Genomic DNA, 15,692 nt, shown 5'->3' on the forward strand with positions numbered 1-15,692 from the left:
TGACTTAAATATGTCTAGTATAGTTAGCAATACGCGTAATGCGGATAAATCAGATTTTGCTAAAATGCCGAGTTAAAAACTCGGCATCCACATTAGCTTTGCAATAAAGCCAATTCATCAGCATTTAAAAAGCGCCATTCACCTTCGGCCAAATCTAAATCAGCCAACAGCAAACCACCAATTTTAACGCGGCGTAAAGCGCTGCAATGGTTGCCTGCAGCCGCCAACATGCGTTTCACTTGATGGTATTTACCTTGCTCGAGCACGATTTCGATTTCATTCTCGCTGACTTTATTCGCCACTAAGGCGGCAATCGGCGCCGGCTCATCAATCAATTGCACGCCAGACAATAACTGCGCCACCAAAGCATCCGTCACAGGCTCAGCGGTAGTGGCAATATAAGTTTTCGGCTGATGGCGTTTGGGCGAGCTTTGCGCGTGAATAAATGCCCCATCATCCGATAGCAGCAATAAACCCGTGGTATCGTGATCTAAACGCCCAACTGGCTGCACATCACGCCATTCCATGTTTTGCGGAAACAGCGTTAATACCGCCGGATGATGCGTGGGTTTACGTGAACATTCATAACCACTGGGTTTATTCAGCACTAAATAGACTTTTTCGCGATATTCCCACGTTTCGTCAAACACCTGAAACACCAAACCTTCGGGCTGGTATTCGGTTTTCCACTTTTGGATGACGACGCCATCAATCGAAACTTCACCTTCTTCGATTAAATCACGGCAGCCTTTACGCGAACCGAAACCTTGGCTTTGCAAAATTTTATCGAGAGATAGTTTTTTCATGATCAGAACTCGTACGAATGGATATACCATTGTAAGGGTAAGTGGCTACTTTGAAACAGAGGATGAGGTCAAACGAGAGATAAAACGAAGAAAACAACTAAGGGAAACTGGTGGAGGGAGAAGGATTCGAACCTTCGAAGGCTGAGCCGCCGGATTTACAGTCCGGACCCGTTGACCGCTGGGGTAACCCCTCCACGAGGACGGCAATTATGCCTTTGGCCCACGATAGCGTCAAGCCCCTCGTCGATTTATTTTCAACTCAATGTTGCAAAAATAAAACGAAGCAACTCCGCCACATTGTTTGTCATCTTGCGGCGTAATAATCAATGATCGGCCATCGTCGCCTTTTGCCGCTGTAAAAACAGCGCAACGACCAGGTTCACGACCCTCGTGCATAGGAGCTTAGCGTTTGAAACCTTATTCCGTCTTATTTATCTGCAGCGACAATGCGATTCGCAGTCCCATCGCCGAAGCGATCATGAATCATTTTTTCGCCGATCGATTTATTGCCTATAGCGCAGGCAGCAATGCGCAGGCCGAGCTACATCCCTTGACCATCGCGACATTGCAGCACTTTGGCCTCACGCCGCCAAGCCAACCCAAAAGCTGGAATACTTTTTTACTGGCTGGCGCGCCAGAAATGGATTTTATTTTTACGCTAGATGACTGCGCCACCAACGAAGCCTGTCCAACTTGGCCCGGCGGACCGTTAATCGCGCATTGGAATGTGGAAGACCCTAGTTTGCGCTACCAAGAAATAGATCGCCGCAAAGCGTTTCATGATGTGTTTTTATTTATCAAACATCGAATTGATTTATTGGCCGCACTACCGATGGAAAAGTTAGCGCATTTAGCGTTGCAACATCACGTACAGCAAATCGGCCAAAGCACGCCAGCGCGCTAAATCGCCAAAGCCTCGTTTTCCATGCTGGAAATCCGAGGCTTTGATGATGGTTTTACCCGTTGGCGTTGTCACACTGACTAAACAATAGCCAACTGGCCAGCAATCATTGAGTTAGAACTTAGTTTTTTGGCTCAATATTGTTAATCACAAATTGCACGCCTTTCACTTGCTCAGCAATCATGCCGGCTTGCGCCATTTGCTCACCGATTTCAACCACGCCAACAATCGTCACATCGACTTTAGTAGGGTCTTTTTTATCGTTGGCGCCTTTCACTTGCAAATCAAATGGCTTCAAAGTTGGATCGGCATCAAGGGCTTTTTTAACGTGATTGGCAACCGCAACGGCATCCGCTGCAGGCTTCACGGCTGGTGCGGCAGGCTTCACGGCTGGTGCGGCAGGCGCTGCTACTTTTTCAGCAGTTGAGCTACACGCGGTCGACAACAATGCAGCACCTAGCAGCGTAACAAGCAGGCATACTTTTTTCATGATTTTCACTCATCCGTTTAAATTAATTAAATACAGCGCTGCTTAGAGGCGATGGCTTCGTGCTGAGCGCTTTATATCGCTGATTCTAAAAGCATTACATTACAGAAATGTTTAAGTCTTATGACAAATGCAAATCAGCAACAGCATCTCTTCGCTTGTGCCTTGCTGTGCCGCTGCGCCAATGGTTTAATTCAGCGCAGGGCGGTTTTTTATTTCTCAGCGGTTTTTGCACAACAAGGTTGTACCCTCTATGTTGCCCACGGCATTCACAGCAGTCCATCAACAAGATAGGTATCTTGATCCAAGCGCTATTGTTATTGCGCTGCATGGCAATACCTTAATTTTTTGTTCGCAAACTTTAGCTTCAGCCAGCGAGCTCGCCGCGCTGACTCCGCCACATACCTTGCTGTGTATTGGCCAGCTGGAACAACAAAAAATACAACTGGCCTTATGGGATGCCGCCACGCCATTACCGACAGCGCTAAGCACAATGGATTTACGCGCCAGCTTTGATTTACTCGGTGAAACGCTGTGGGCGCTAGCGTGTCGCGCCAGCCAGATTGCGACTTTTTATCGCACGCATCGCTTTTGCGGTCTGTGTGGTGCACCAACCTTAGTACTTGAACATGAAATCGCCTGCGAATGCAGCGCTTGTCAGCATCGGGTTTGGCCGCGCTTATCACCAGCCGTGATGGTGTTGATTCAACGTGGCCGCGAGGTATTGTTGGCGCGCTCGCCGCACTTTCGCAGCGGGATGTATAGCGCAGTCGCTGGATTTGTTGAGCCCGGCGAAAGCCTAGAACAATGCGCGCATCGTGAAGTGCGCGAAGAAGTCGGCGTAGAAATCACCAATTTGCGTTGGTTTGCCAGCCAAAGCTGGGCGTTTCCGCACTCTTTGATGCTGGCTTTTTTTGCCGATTACGTTTCTGGTGAGATTGTTTGCCAAGCCGATGAAATCGAAGACGCGCGCTGGTTTAGCCCTGATGATTTACCACTTCTGCCCAGCGCCAGCAGTATTGCTTATCGCCTATTGCAAGCGGGGCTCGCTGCCAATCCATAAATCCAGTGCCGGTTTAGCCGCTATGGTTTAACGACTGGGCGGCAGCAAAACTGGGTCAGGCTCTCAACAGACCATGGCTATTGCGGCTTATTTTTTATGCAGCACCAGCGCCGCAAGTACGCCGGCGACCAAGCCCCAAAAGGCCGAGCCAATACCAAATAAGCTCAGGCCCGAAGCGGTGACCAAAAAAGTGATCATCGCCGCTTCGCGCTGTTTTTCATCGCGCATCGCCAGTGCCAAACCGCTGCCGATGATATTCATCAATGCCAAGCCAGCCACCACCAGCACCAGCTCTTTGGGAAAAGCAGCAAATACCGCGACCACTGTTGCGCCAAATACGCCAATCAGCAGATAAAACACCCCAGCGGCCATCGCCGCAATATAGCGTTTGCTCGCGTCTTCATGCGCGTCTTTCCCCATGCAAATGGCCGCAGTAATCGCCGCCAAATTAATCGCAAACGCACCAAATGGCGCGAGTAACACGGTCAGCAAACCCGTACTGCTAATCAGCGGAGAAATCGGTGGTGTATAGCCATTGGCGCGCAATACCGTCACCCCGGGCACATTTTGCGAGGCCATCGTCACCATAAATAAGGGCAATGCCACACTGGCAATACTGCTCCAACTCAACTCTGGCGTGGTCCAAATCGGCGTCGCCAAGGTTAGCTCAATACCCTCTAGATGTAATAGCCCGCGCCACGCAGCCACTAATATCCCACAGAGCAATACCCCAACAATGGCATAACGAGGCCAAAATCGACGCAACAGCAAATACGTCAGCAACATACTGCTGGCCAAAACCAACTCGGTTTGCAAAGCACTAAATGCCCCCAAGCCAAAGCGTAATAGCACCCCCGCCAACATCGCCGAAGCAATGCCCAATGGAATCCGCTGCATCGCGCGCTCAAACCAACCGGTGATGCCCATCAGCAAGATGAGCACGCCGGAAACCATAAACGCCCCAATCGCTTCGGGCATGGTAACGCCCGCCGCGCTGGTCACCAGTAACGCCGCCCCCGGCGTTGACCATGCCGTCACCACCGGCACACGATAACGCAGCGATAAACCGATGCAGCTCAGCCCCATTGCCAAGCCCAAAGCCCACATCCATGAGGCGATTTCTGCGGGACTAGCGCCCAAAGCCTGCGCCGCTTGAAACACAATCACTGCCGAGCTAGTAAAGCCGACCAAGACCGTAACCAAGCCCGCCACGACTGCAGAAACTGAACTATCTCGCCACACCGACATGAGCAACCCCTTAATTGAAGCGCTTATTGTGCTGGCTGAGTCTTCATGCGGCAAGACGCAAGCCAGTCAATACAAACATTTGGTTACACTGGTCTGGGTTGACGCGGCAATCATGAAGATTGCATCATAAGACTTGATGCACAGCAGCAAAACCATCTCGTATCGCGCCAACGCAAGCATTTGCTAGTCACTGCGCGCTCACTCGCACCACGGCCATCAACGTCGGCACGATGTAACAAACGCAAGCGATATCACCGGCGTTAGCGATCCTAAGCCGAGATTTCCGCTCTTCAAGGATGAAGCCATGCCCAATTCTGCCCAATCAATTCGCATCGGGGTTTTCTTAGCCGTTTTTGCCGCCACTGGCTTTGCCATGAAAGGCGTGTTTATTAAACTGGTTTATCCTTATGGCGTCGATGCCGTCACGCTGGTGATGCTGCGCCTGATGTTTGCGATTGCTTTACTGTGGATGGTGAGATTATGGCGACTGCATGCCAGTAGCGACGCGCCAGAAACACCCATCGCGCCATTAGATAAGCTCAAACTGTTTGGCCTAGGTTTGCTGGGGTATTATTTATCCAGCGTGCTCGATTTCATTGGCCTTGAAACCGTCAGCGCCAGTTTGGAGCGCCTGATTTTATGCCTATATCCCACCTTTACTGTGTTGCTGGTGTCTTGGTTTAGCGGCAAGCCGATTCCCCCCAAAATCAAACGCGCACTACCGTTAACTTATCTGGGCATGGTGTTGGTATTAGCACCGGAACTCATGAATGCCCACGCCGATTGGGTTGGCATTGGTTTTGTGGTGGCCAGTACTTTGGCTTTTTCGCTGTATATGGCGTGGAGCCCAGCGGTGATCGAGCGGGTTGGTTCAATGCGCTTTACTGAATTGGCACTCACGGTGTCGGGCTTGGGGATTTTAGTGCACTGGTTAATCAGTCATCCACTGAGCAGCGTAGTTCAGCCGTGGCCGGTTTGGGCTTATGCGCTGACCATTGCAATTTTCTCTACCGTCTTGCCGGTGTATGCCATGACCAATGCCATGAAACGCATCGGCGCCGGGCGCACTGCCGTAATTGGTAGCTTTGGTCCGGTGCTGTCGATTGTAATGAGTATGGGGATTTTGAATGAGCGCCTCAGCGCAGTGCAATGGCTCGGTGCGGCCATTGTGCTCAGCGGCGTTTGGATGGTCAGCAAAAAATAAATCCATCCCCAGACGGTCACGCCGTTTGGGGATGGTGTCATTAAAAGTCCATCGTCACTTTCGCCAAATTGCGGGGGGTATCGATGGCATTACCACTCAGCACAGCGCAGTAATACGCCAGCATTTGTAGCGCAACGATATAAATGATGGGGCTTAAGTGCGTTAAACCACTCGGCATCCGAATCACGCTGGTGCCTTCAACTGACGCAATATTGCCGTTGGACAAAATAAAAATCTCGCCATGGTTGGCGCGGATGGCTTTTAAATCATCGAGCATTTTTTGCGCTTGCTGATTCCACGGCAAACAAACAATCACCGGCAAATCATCATTCACCAAAGTAATCGGTCCGTGCTTTAACTCGCCAGCGGGGAAGGCTTCAGCATGCTGATAAGCCACTTCTCGAAGCTTAAACGCGCCTTCCATCGCCACGGGGTAATGCGTGTGACGACCGATCACAAATAAATTATTTTTCCGATGCAAACCATTGGCCCAGCGGCGAATTTCTTTATTGAGCAACAAAGTTTGCGCCACCACATTCGGCAAGAGCAACATCTCTTCATCATGGCTTGCCACTTGCTCGGCACTTAAATGCCCCCGCGCCTGCCCCAGTGCATTGGCCAGCATAAACAGCAGCAATATTTGGGCGGTGAGTGATTTGGTCGCGCTCACCGATTGCTCGGCACCGCTGTGTGTGAGCAAATGATGGTCAACCAAGGTGGTCAGCGTGCTACCGGGAGAATTGGTCAAGGCCACCGTGCGGGGGCGACCTGAGGCTTGCGCGTGTTTTAACGCCGCAATGGTATCGGTGGTTTCGCCCGATTGTGAAATCGCAATCATTAAATCATGATCATCAGCGCGCACATCGCGATCACAATATTCGCTACTTAAACCCACTTGCACTGAAACACCGGCTAATGTTTCAAACCAATACCGCGCCACCAAGGCGGCGTGATAGCTCGAACCACAAGCTAATAATGTCACGCTGCGAATACCAGCTAATTTGGCCCGCAGCGCCAAGGGCAAAACGTAACCCTCCTTGTATTTTTGCACTAAGATCGCCAGCGTTTCTGGCTGCGCTTCGATTTCTTCCAGCATAAAGTGCGGCACACTTTGGTTCTTGGTCACCGCCGGCATCTCTAGCACTTGCTCCAGACCATCCCCTAAAATTAACAACGGGGTATCAAGCCCAAAGCGAACAATATCGCCGTCTTTCATTGCATACACCTGATTTGCACGTTGGCGTATCAGCCGTAAGCTACTGCTACAGATTTGCCGTAAACCTGATTCTAGCCCAACAAACAAAGGCAAGCCTAAACAGCTGGCTAAAATAAACTGCGCCTGGCTTTCTTGGTGGCACAGATAACTGATCTGACCTTTTAATTGGGCATTGGCAATCAGCATTGCCTCGGTCAAGTTCGCGCCGTCATCGATTTGCCGCTGCAAAACCGCCGCGATCAACTCATTTAAACTACATGCGTCGCCCAAATTAAGGCTGTGCGCTAAATCTTGATGATTCAAACAATGCCCCATCGCCCGAATCTGTAAACCGGCCCGATTGGTTGGCGTTAATGGCTGCGGCTCATGGTGCAAACTGGCAATCAGCCAATGGCACGTTTCACTACCGAGCGATAAGCGCTGCACTGGTTGCGGCAAGACCCAACGTTTTTGTGTGCTGCTCGCCTGCTCTTCTAGCACCAAATTCAAATGCGTATTGCTGCTATTTAAAATCAAAATGCAATCGGACAATGCAGGTAACACATTTTGTGGCGCAATATAGGCAATCAATTCAGACATATTTCACCTTATTTAGAAGAGCAAACATCAGCACTGCATTGAGTGGGGCTTTATAAATTACATTGGATTAAGCCATTTTAAAGCGTTGCACCGTTGCGGTAAGTTGATCGGCCATGGATTCAAGTTGCCCAATCGACTCGCCCATATTGCGTACCGCCACCGAGTTCTCTTCAGCCATCGCCGCAATGCGCTCAACGTTAACGGCAATATCACGCGCCGCCGAGCGTTGTTCTTGCATTTGTTCGCTGATTTCGTGCACCGAATGCACTACTTCACCACTGCGCTGATTAATACGGCCAATACTCTCGCTGGCTTGGGTGGTTAATTGCAAACCATCACCAACACGCTGGCTGCCGCTACTCATGCGAGTGACCGCATCTTGTGCACTGCTTTGAATATTGCTCACCATCTTGGTGATTTGGCTGGCCGATTGCGCAGTACGCTCTGCAAGCTTACGCACTTCATCGGCCACCACGGCAAAGCCACGTCCCATATCACCGGCACGGGCCGCTTCAATCGCGGCATTCAGGGCTAATAAATTGGTTTGATCGGCAACATCTTTAATCACCACCACAATGCTGCCGATTTCATTGATATTCCGACCCAATTCAGTAATTTGCTCGGATGCGCCCAGTACTTCGCCAGAAATTGCCTGCATTTCCATCGCCGCCGCCGACACATCTTTGCTACCTTCGTTGGCTAATTCACCGGCCCCGCGCGCTTTTTGCTCAACATCATTGGTGTTGTCAGCCACTTGATCCATGCTGGTGCTCATCTCTTCAACCGCCGCTGCCATTGAGCTGGCTGACGACGATTGCAAATCAGAGCCTGAAGTAATTTGCTGTGACGCCGCCGATAAGGTCCGCGCGGCGTGTGTGACGTCTATTGCATTGGTTTGAATCTGGCGAATAATTTGCACTAGATTTTCTTGCATCGTTTGCAAAGCGCGTTGTAATTGGCCCAATTCATCATTCGCAAAGTGCGTTCCGCGCCAATCATGACTTAAATCGCCGCTGGCAATTTTGCTGGCAACACGGCTAGCAGATTCCAAAGCGGTAATCACTTTCGAGCCAATCACCCAAGCCAGCACTAAACCGAGCAAAATCGCCAATACGCTCACCAATAAAATGCTATTGACTGCGGTGCTGACGCTATTTTGTACCGTGGTTTTATCTTCATCCATTAAGCGGCTTTCATAGGCGGCCAATTTAAGCAAAGCATCCCGATATGCATTGCTGACTTTGGCATATTCTGTGGTAATAAAATGCCCACCCGTGGTGCGATCGAGTCTTAATAAAGTCGCCAATTTGATTTTTTGCAAATCCATTGCGGCATTGCTTGCCACGACTTCAGCGAGTAAGGCCTGGGCCTGAGTATCACCACCAATCAGGGCTTTAAGTTCGCTGATTTTATTTTCTTCAGTACTGCCTTCTGACTCTAATTGCGTCAAAATTTTATCGGTATCACTCGTGGTTTCGGCTAAAGCAGCATTACGTAGCGTTAAATCGGTTTGATAAGCAATGGATATCAATTGATTGGACTTCACCACCGTAGGATAACGCTCATCCACTAGCTCGCTGACCTTGCCTCGAAGCTGAGTCAGACTCAATAAAGCCACAATCGCTACAATCGCTAGCAACAATAAAACTACCCCAAACCCAGCCAGAAGCCGTGTTTTTACGCCCCAATTATGCATACCCACCCTTTACTTTCTAATTATTGGCATTATTTACATCGTCATTTTCCTTATAATATACCGTAAGCTTTGTTCACGCATATTATCAACGACTGATTGTCACTAGGTGATGTATGAATCATGATCTTGTTTGTTTCCCCTTTAGCGACTTAGGCACTGAAACCCACTGGCAAAGAGAAGGTGAATTACTCCAACGGTTTAATCATTTACCGCCAGAAGCCCAGCATGAGCGACCTGAACTGCTCAAAGCGCTGTTTGCCCAAGCCGATGAAGTGATTATTTCGCCGCCCTTAGCGATTGCCCGCGGCCACTTAATCAAACTCTCGCGAAAAGTGTTTATTAATTACAACGCACAAATCGCTGCCGCACCGGGCGCACCAATTACGATTGGCCACCACACCATCATCGCGCCCAATGTGCAAATTCAAACCGGAACGCATCCAGTAGACCCGACTGAACGCCAAAAATGGGCTTATTGTGCCAAGGGCATAACCATCGGAAATAATGTCTGGATTGGGGCTGGCGCCATTATTTGTGGCGGCGTAACCATTGGTGACCATAGCGTGATTGGCGCGGGCAGTATCGTCACTCGCGATGTACCGCCTTGCGTCTTGGTGGGCGGCAACCCCGCGCGCGTGATTCGTGAATTAACACCACCGGATGAAAGCACTTTATATGCGCTAAATCCATAACTTCGGCGCATCTTCGGCGTATATTTGTATTCATTCATTCTTAACAGAACAGAGTCAGTACAATGTGGAGCACGATACGATCTTGGTTTACCGCCAAACCCAAACTCAGTGCGGATGATGAAGCAACCATCGAACGTTTAGTCGATATTGCGCATCCGCACATTCGTTTGGCGCGCAATTATCTAACCCGATTAGCCCCTTATATCCGCTGGGCACACCATCACGCCAATGCTTTAGCCACTCAATTACCCGCGCCGATTGAGCTCAATAACGAAACCTGGCGAAAAGATCGCACTTTGCAGCTGCTCTTTGCGACGCCAGACCGAATGAGCGAAGTTGTCGGGCGCGACCCCGGCTTACAAGCATGGTTTGCCGCCTGGCCAATGGCCGACATCGCTTATGTCGGACTCATTGCTGATGCCCAAGAAAAAGTACGCTTTGGCATGAGTGAACACGCGGGGCAAATTCGCCAAGACGTACCGCAAAAATTACTGATTTTTTCTAATTACCAGCTTGGCCAACCCGCTCAATCACCCGATGCCTTGGTACAACTGGGCGCAGAGCGCATTTTAGATACGGTGGCAATTCAAGCTCAGCTGGCGATCGCCAACGTTGAGAATAAAAAAAAGCAGCTTGAAAGCACTCTGGTCAATGCCCGCACCATGCTGCGAATGCAAAATTCAAACAGCATGACGCCGAGCCTAGAACAAACCGAGCAACAAACACGCATCAAAAATCTCACGGCGCAATTACAAGACATTCATCAACAGCTCAATCCCGATGCTTTGTGCGAGCAGCTGATTACTGAATTGGCGGCAACTCCCGATATTTTGCGACTCGAGGTTCGCCACTGTAATGTTGATCGAATGGGCATTATCGATAGTGAAAGTAGCGACAATCAGCGTATCACCTTGCCCGAGCTCATCTTGCAACGCGAGCATCCAATTGAAAAACTGATTATTTTAATAGCGGTTCCGCGCCAATTAATGCAAGCGCCTAGTGAGAAACATGGATTTCCTGAGCAAGTCATCTTTTGAGATCTTGAATACAAACTGACGAACAAAGGGAATTTTCACCTTTATTGTTCGTCAGTTTATGACCACAATATCAGCTCAAGATATGACATGAGCAAGCCATGAAAGCCTTTATTTTTCCTCTACTTTTTGCCAGCTCACTCACAATGGCCACGAGCGATGCGCCATTACAGCGCTATCAATGTGATGAAGGCCAATCGTTTACACTCAGATTGACCTCGCCTGACTCGCTTGAATTGCTCAGTGGCTGGACCTTCCAAAAACTACCCCATGTTATCTCGGCGTCTGGCGCCAAATACAGTGACGGTAGCACCACGGTGTGGTTAAAAGGCCAAGGCGGCTTTTTAGAAGTCGATGATGTGATTGTGGCCAATAATTGCACACTCATCTCTGCTGATGAACCGCTCAACCCGATTCGCGACGCGGCGTCTGGCTTGATTTTTATTCCGCCAGAACGTTGGACGGCAAACAATGTACAAGTGGACGTGAAATCAGGCAGTGAAATTCCATTTTATGGTGAAACGGCATTACAGCAGTTTGAATATCGTTTTCGCGGCGGCAATGATGCAGCGCATTATCCTTTGCTAGATATTCTGGTTTTTCCAAAATCAGCATGGAGCCAACTCGAAAAAACCCCACCACCTGGTTTTGTGCTTGGCGATGACGGTCAGCGGGTTTATTTAGCGCAATTGCCAAGTAATAATCCATTTAATCCAGCCAGCAAAAATGGCAAAGAATTTATCGCTTTGCAAATGACGCCAGCTGAAGTGAAACAGGCATTTTCCATGTATGGGATTGTGAAAAATAAAGCGATTGAAAGCGTTACCGCGAAAGTGATGTGGCTGGATCGTCGGCTGTATCCCGGCGCCGTGCTCACCGTTGAATTGCGCGATGTATCCAAAATGGATGTCGCTTCAGAATTGATTGCGAAAAAAGTCATCACTTTAACGCAAGGTACGCCGCCAACGGTAACGCTGAAATTTGCTCCAGAAGCGATTAATCCTAAGCATCGTTACAACGTCAGTGCGCGTTTAGAGCAAGATGGTAAGTTAATCAAAATTAGCGATACCCAAACGCCAGTGCTCACGCAGGGCGCGCCACGTGAAACCAGTATTATGCTCAAAGCCATCTAGGTATAGCCACCTAGACCACATACAACAAAACCTACCTTCGTATACCCATGCCGCTCTATCACCATAGAGCGGCATTTTTATTGTCGAAAACTGAAGGCTGGTTTGATGCTCAATTCGCGAGTGAGCAATAAGGATCTAGCACAACACTAAATTATCGCGATGAATCAGCTCCGCTTCGTCGATATAGCCCAACACAGCCTCAATCTGCCCTGTTGGCTGACGTAAAATTCGCTGCGTTTCTTGCGAGCTGTAATTGATTAAACCACGGGCCACTTCAAGTCCATCGGGATTTAAACAGCGCACCACTTCACCGCGTAAAAATTCGCCTTCAACCGCCAGCACACCAATCGGCAACAAGCTGGAACCTGACTGCGTTAAAGCACGAACAGCACCCGCATCGAGTGTCACACTGCCTTTTAGTTGCAAATGGTCGGCAATCCATTGTTTTTTGGCCGCCAAGGCACAAGTCACTGAGCTTAATTGCGTGCCGATCATTTCGCCACTGGCTAAACGTGTGAGCACCTGCTCTTCACGACCACAAGCAATGATGGTTGCTGCCCCGCTACGGGCCGCACGCTTGGCGGCGATGATTTTGGTATACATACCCCCCGTCCCAACGCTAGAACCTGCGCCACCGGCCATAACTTCCAAGCTAGCATCACCTGCTACACCCGTCTGCACCAAGGTGGCAGTGGGGTTGCTACGTGGGTCGGCAGTATAGAGCCCAGTTTGGTCGGTCAAAATCACCAAGGCATCGCCTTCGATGAGGTTGGTCACCAAAGCGCCCAGCGTATCGTTATCGCCAAATTTAATTTCAGCAGTCACTACGCTGTCGTTTTCATTAATGATGGGAATCACCCCCAATTGCAATAACGTCAGCAACGTTGAGCGAGCATTCAGATAACGCGTGCGATCAGATAAGTCTTCATGCGTGAGCAGTACTTGCGCGCACATTAAGCCGTGTTGGCGAAATGCACTTTCGTAGGCATGGCATAAGCCCAGTTGGCCAACTGCGGCAGCCGCTTGTTTTTCATGCACTGCGCTGGGTTTTTGCGTCCAACCCAGTCGAGCAATGCCTTCGGCAATCGCGCCTGAAGAAACCAAAACGACTTGTTTACCCAATTTGGTGAGTTGGGCAATTTCTTCAGCCCAGCGTGCTAGTGCTGCGTGGTCTAAACCTTTGCCTTCATTGGTCACTAGGCTCGAGCCCACTTTAATCACAATTCGCTGAGCTTTAGCCAAAATTGACGTTTGCATAAATAACTATCCTTGCGCAGCGCATTTACGCTGAATTACAGCTGAAATAAATAAAACCCTTGGTGCTGCAATGCCGCTAATGCGGTTGCCGGATCAAAACTGACATTGTCGTTGCCAATACTCAATGTGCGGGTACGTAGGAAATAGACCTTTTCATAGTCTTTGTCATCAATCGGTAATTGGCTTTGATCGACATCGATATCTACAGGCAAAACGAGGCACTTACTCGGGTTGCTCATGCTTTTAAAAATATTCACTTCCACGTTCAGCTCCTTATCGCCATTGCGCTTTTGATCGCATTTCAGCTGGGGTTCAATTTTGGCGCAATTTGCCGGTAAAGCCTAGCTTTTTTAGACACTTTCTTGGGTTTAGTCAGCAGGATTTTCGCGACTTATCCACAGATTTTTTCTTGAAAAAAGCTTGGTCTTATTGGTTTTTATTTTAAATTAGTAGTAATAAATAAGGTCTCAATTGAGCTGTGGATAAGTGCTTATTGTGTATAACTTACAAATGCTTAGCGAAATGATGATTTCGGTATAGCTGCGAAAAATAAGGGTGCTGTTTTTGGTGATGAATTTATGCCTCTGCTGCAAATAATCGCTTACACCCAAATCATGCCCAGCAATCCCACGGCTAATTCACCTAGTTACCCCCAATATATCCACGAGAATTCCGCTGAAAAATATTTATCCACAGGGTATTTTCTTGTAGCACTTGATGCAGCAATGCCTTGGTGGAGATACATAGCCAGCGTATTTTTATGCCAATTACATTGGGATTAATCCTGATGAAATTTGATCTATGCTGATTAGATAGCGAGGCTGTGATGAATTGTGTCCAGCCAATACTGAATATGAATTTGCTTGAATGGATGACGTTCAGAGAGATTGATATTGAGTGCAACTCACTAAGGAATAGCCAATGATTGCGCAACAACACACTAACTTAAGTGGTGCCTTGTTTTGAAAACGCTACTCGCGCAGCAGCGAGCGATATCGCCGCCAGTGACCAATGAAATGAAACAACTGGAGCGGCATGCGCTGCATATTCATTCTGGTGACATTGCAGTAGAAAGTCATAAACCCATCATGACTTTATTAGGCTCATGTATCTCGGTTTGTTTATTTGATCCGCAATTGAAAATGGCCGGCATGAATCATTTTATGCTGCCCAATTTTGGCGCACGCGCTGGGCAAGATGTGGAGTCATTGCATTCAGGCATGGCATCAATGGAGCTATTAGTGAATGCCTTGCTAAAACAGGGCGCAAAAAAAGGCCGTTTGCAAGCAAAGGCCTTTGGGGGTGGGAATTTAGTACCGAGTTCTGGAAAAAAAACCATTGGTGAGACCAATATTGAATTTACTCACCAATGGCTCAGTGCTGAAGGCATTCCATTATTGGCCAGCGATTTGGGTGGCAATTGCGCCAGAAAAATCGTGTTAAACCCGACTTCTGGCGAAGTGCTATGCCGGCAAATTCAACCGCAACAAAGCCAAAAACAACAATTAATTCAAGAAGAAGAAAATTATAAAACTCAGCTAATCCAATCACTCAATCATCGTAAAATTGATTACTGGTAATCATTGGCTGGCGATGCGGTTGGCGTCGATTGTTACAGCAATTATCGTGGCCAGTGTAATTGCACAAAAGCGCCCATTAAATCGGTCGCGCCGGTCCAAAAAATCTGAATCCCGAGACAAAACAAAATAAACGCCGAGAGTCGTAGAAAGATCACCGACCCAGTGGCCCCCACCCATTTCAATAACTTATCGGCATAGCGATAACACCAATACACCGAATATGACGTAATCGCCACGGCAATTACGCTGGCAATCGGCATGGTAAAGGTTTCAATCCCCGACGATTTAAAGCTCGCCCCCAGCGTAATGGCGACGGTAATTGAGCCCGGTCCGACGGTAATTGGAAACGTGAGCGGGAAAAATGCTCTTTGGCGTAATTCTTCAGAGCTAGGTCGATTACCATCCAGTGTGGAAACGGCATTGGGCGCATGCGTATCGGCAGACATTAATTGCCAGCCGGCAGTAGCGACCAATAAGCCGCCGCCAACCCGCACAATCGGTAAAGAAACCCCAAAAAATTCCAGCACATAAATGCCGATAAACATACTAAACACCAGCAAAATAAAGCTATAAACGCCGACTCGCTTGGCCAGAATAATACGTTCGTCTTTGGTGTAACCCTCAGTCAATACCAAGAAAATCGGCGCGTGACCGGGCGGATTTAAAATGGGCATTAATGCGGCAAAAACCAGCAATAAACTACCAAAAAATGAAGATAAATATGGCAACATAATGAATTAGGCTACTTGCTTAAAAGATGCTTTATCTTAGTGCTTCGCACTCTGAAAGGATAGTG

At 48.7% G+C, this 15,692-nt stretch carries 15 protein-coding genes and 1 tRNA gene; 7 read left to right on the forward strand and 9 right to left on the reverse strand.

What is annotated here, in order from left to right; genetic code table 11:
- Positions 1-92: 92 nt before the first annotated feature.
- Both HQN60_RS05235 and HQN60_RS05240 read right to left on the reverse strand, forming a co-directional pair.
- A complete protein-coding gene (locus HQN60_RS05235) occupies positions 93-806 on the reverse strand; it encodes a pseudouridine synthase (RefSeq protein WP_173532669.1) in 714 nt (237 codons plus the stop codon).
- A gap of 108 nt (positions 807-914) precedes the next feature.
- Positions 915-1,000, reverse strand: a tRNA-Tyr gene (locus HQN60_RS05240).
- Between the two features lie 215 nt (positions 1,001-1,215).
- On the opposite strand from HQN60_RS05240, the gene HQN60_RS05245 reads away from it, so the two are divergent.
- Positions 1,216-1,710 (forward strand): arsenate-mycothiol transferase ArsC, encoded by a 495-nt coding sequence (locus tag HQN60_RS05245; protein ID WP_173532670.1) that lies wholly within the window; start codon positions 1,216-1,218, stop codon positions 1,708-1,710.
- Positions 1,711-1,828: 118 nt separating this feature from the next.
- Here HQN60_RS05245 and HQN60_RS05250 read toward each other — a convergent pair whose 3' ends face one another.
- A complete protein-coding gene (locus HQN60_RS05250) occupies positions 1,829-2,197 on the reverse strand; it encodes a BON domain-containing protein (protein ID WP_173532671.1) in 369 nt (122 codons plus the stop codon).
- A gap of 250 nt (positions 2,198-2,447) precedes the next feature.
- Here HQN60_RS05250 and nudC point away from each other — a divergent pair, with 250 nt between their 5' ends.
- Positions 2,448-3,257 carry an NAD(+) diphosphatase gene (gene nudC / locus HQN60_RS05255; RefSeq protein WP_173532672.1) on the forward strand — a complete coding sequence of 270 codons (810 nt, stop codon included), beginning with the start codon at positions 2,448-2,450 and terminating at the stop codon, positions 3,255-3,257.
- Positions 3,258-3,344: 87 nt separating this feature from the next.
- On the opposite strand, the gene HQN60_RS05260 is transcribed toward nudC, so the two are convergent.
- Positions 3,345-4,505, reverse strand: coding sequence for a benzoate/H(+) symporter BenE family transporter (locus tag HQN60_RS05260; RefSeq protein ID WP_173532673.1), 1,161 nt, complete (start codon positions 4,503-4,505; stop codon positions 3,345-3,347).
- A gap of 304 nt (positions 4,506-4,809) precedes the next feature.
- Here HQN60_RS05260 and HQN60_RS05265 point away from each other — a divergent pair, with 304 nt between their 5' ends.
- Positions 4,810-5,709 carry a DMT family transporter gene (locus HQN60_RS05265; protein WP_173532674.1) on the forward strand — a complete coding sequence of 300 codons (900 nt, stop codon included), beginning with the start codon at positions 4,810-4,812 and terminating at the stop codon, positions 5,707-5,709.
- Between the two features lie 40 nt (positions 5,710-5,749).
- Here HQN60_RS05265 and HQN60_RS05270 read toward each other — a convergent pair whose 3' ends face one another.
- Both HQN60_RS05270 and HQN60_RS05275 read right to left on the reverse strand, forming a co-directional pair.
- The gene (locus HQN60_RS05270; protein WP_173532675.1) at positions 5,750-7,504 is read right to left on the reverse strand and encodes an isomerizing glutamine--fructose-6-phosphate transaminase; all 1,755 of its coding nucleotides are present in this window, start codon (positions 7,502-7,504) and stop codon (positions 5,750-5,752) included.
- A gap of 67 nt (positions 7,505-7,571) precedes the next feature.
- Positions 7,572-9,200 carry a methyl-accepting chemotaxis protein gene (locus HQN60_RS05275; RefSeq protein ID WP_173532676.1) on the reverse strand — a complete coding sequence of 543 codons (1,629 nt, stop codon included), beginning with the start codon at positions 9,198-9,200 and terminating at the stop codon, positions 7,572-7,574.
- Between the two features lie 113 nt (positions 9,201-9,313).
- Here HQN60_RS05275 and HQN60_RS05280 point away from each other — a divergent pair, with 113 nt between their 5' ends.
- The 3 genes from HQN60_RS05280 (at position 9,314) to HQN60_RS05290 (ending at position 12,059) form a co-directional block, all read left to right on the forward strand.
- On the forward strand, positions 9,314-9,892 hold the full coding sequence (locus tag HQN60_RS05280; protein ID WP_173532677.1) for a sugar O-acetyltransferase: 579 nt from the start codon (positions 9,314-9,316) through the stop codon (positions 9,890-9,892).
- 62 nt (positions 9,893-9,954) lie between these two features.
- Positions 9,955-10,929 (forward strand): hypothetical protein, encoded by a 975-nt coding sequence (locus HQN60_RS05285; RefSeq protein WP_173532678.1) that lies wholly within the window; start codon positions 9,955-9,957, stop codon positions 10,927-10,929.
- Positions 10,930-11,027: 98 nt separating this feature from the next.
- A complete protein-coding gene (locus tag HQN60_RS05290; RefSeq protein WP_173532679.1) occupies positions 11,028-12,059 on the forward strand; it encodes a YbaY family lipoprotein in 1,032 nt (343 codons plus the stop codon).
- Positions 12,060-12,194: 135 nt separating this feature from the next.
- Here the strand turns inward: HQN60_RS05290 and proB are convergent, their stop codons facing one another.
- On the reverse strand, positions 12,195-13,316 hold the full coding sequence (gene proB, locus HQN60_RS05295) for a glutamate 5-kinase (RefSeq protein WP_173532680.1): 1,122 nt from the start codon (positions 13,314-13,316) through the stop codon (positions 12,195-12,197).
- Between the two features lie 35 nt (positions 13,317-13,351).
- Entirely contained in the window at positions 13,352-13,579 is a 228-nt protein-coding gene (locus HQN60_RS05300) for a hypothetical protein (protein ID WP_173532681.1), read from the reverse strand.
- A gap of 699 nt (positions 13,580-14,278) precedes the next feature.
- Here HQN60_RS05300 and HQN60_RS05305 point away from each other — a divergent pair.
- Positions 14,279-14,896 carry a chemotaxis protein CheD gene (locus HQN60_RS05305; RefSeq protein ID WP_217390255.1) on the forward strand — a complete coding sequence of 206 codons (618 nt, stop codon included), beginning with the start codon at positions 14,279-14,281 and terminating at the stop codon, positions 14,894-14,896.
- 41 nt (positions 14,897-14,937) lie between these two features.
- Here the strand turns inward: HQN60_RS05305 and HQN60_RS05310 are convergent, their stop codons facing one another.
- A complete protein-coding gene (locus HQN60_RS05310) occupies positions 14,938-15,627 on the reverse strand; it encodes a MarC family protein (protein WP_173532682.1) in 690 nt (229 codons plus the stop codon).
- Positions 15,628-15,692: the final 65 nt, after the last annotated feature.

The organism is Deefgea piscis (assembly GCF_013284055.1).
Taxonomy (GTDB): Bacteria; Pseudomonadota; Gammaproteobacteria; order Burkholderiales; family Chitinibacteraceae; genus Deefgea; species Deefgea piscis.

Excerpts from the sequence above, each read along its gene's own strand:
- HQN60_RS05235 (WP_173532669.1), bottom strand. The coding sequence starts at position 806 with ATGAAAAAACTATCTCTCGATAAAATTTTGCAAAGCCAAGGTTTCGGT.
- HQN60_RS05250 (WP_173532671.1), bottom strand. The coding sequence starts at position 2,197 with ATGAAAAAAGTATGCCTGCTTGTTACGCTGCTAGGTGCTGCATTGTTG.
- nudC (WP_173532672.1), top strand. The coding sequence starts at position 2,448 with ATGTTGCCCACGGCATTCACAGCAGTCCATCAACAAGATAGGTATCTT.
- HQN60_RS05260 (WP_173532673.1), bottom strand. The coding sequence starts at position 4,505 with ATGTCGGTGTGGCGAGATAGTTCAGTTTCTGCAGTCGTGGCGGGCTTG.
- HQN60_RS05265 (WP_173532674.1), top strand. The coding sequence starts at position 4,810 with ATGCCCAATTCTGCCCAATCAATTCGCATCGGGGTTTTCTTAGCCGTT.
- HQN60_RS05270 (WP_173532675.1), bottom strand. The coding sequence starts at position 7,504 with ATGTCTGAATTGATTGCCTATATTGCGCCACAAAATGTGTTACCTGCA.
- HQN60_RS05275 (WP_173532676.1), bottom strand. The coding sequence starts at position 9,200 with ATGCATAATTGGGGCGTAAAAACACGGCTTCTGGCTGGGTTTGGGGTA.
- HQN60_RS05280 (WP_173532677.1), top strand. The coding sequence starts at position 9,314 with ATGAATCATGATCTTGTTTGTTTCCCCTTTAGCGACTTAGGCACTGAA.
- HQN60_RS05285 (WP_173532678.1), top strand. The coding sequence starts at position 9,955 with ATGTGGAGCACGATACGATCTTGGTTTACCGCCAAACCCAAACTCAGT.
- HQN60_RS05290 (WP_173532679.1), top strand. The coding sequence starts at position 11,028 with ATGAAAGCCTTTATTTTTCCTCTACTTTTTGCCAGCTCACTCACAATG.
- proB (WP_173532680.1), bottom strand. The coding sequence starts at position 13,316 with ATGCAAACGTCAATTTTGGCTAAAGCTCAGCGAATTGTGATTAAAGTG.
- HQN60_RS05310 (WP_173532682.1), bottom strand. The coding sequence starts at position 15,627 with ATGTTGCCATATTTATCTTCATTTTTTGGTAGTTTATTGCTGGTTTTT.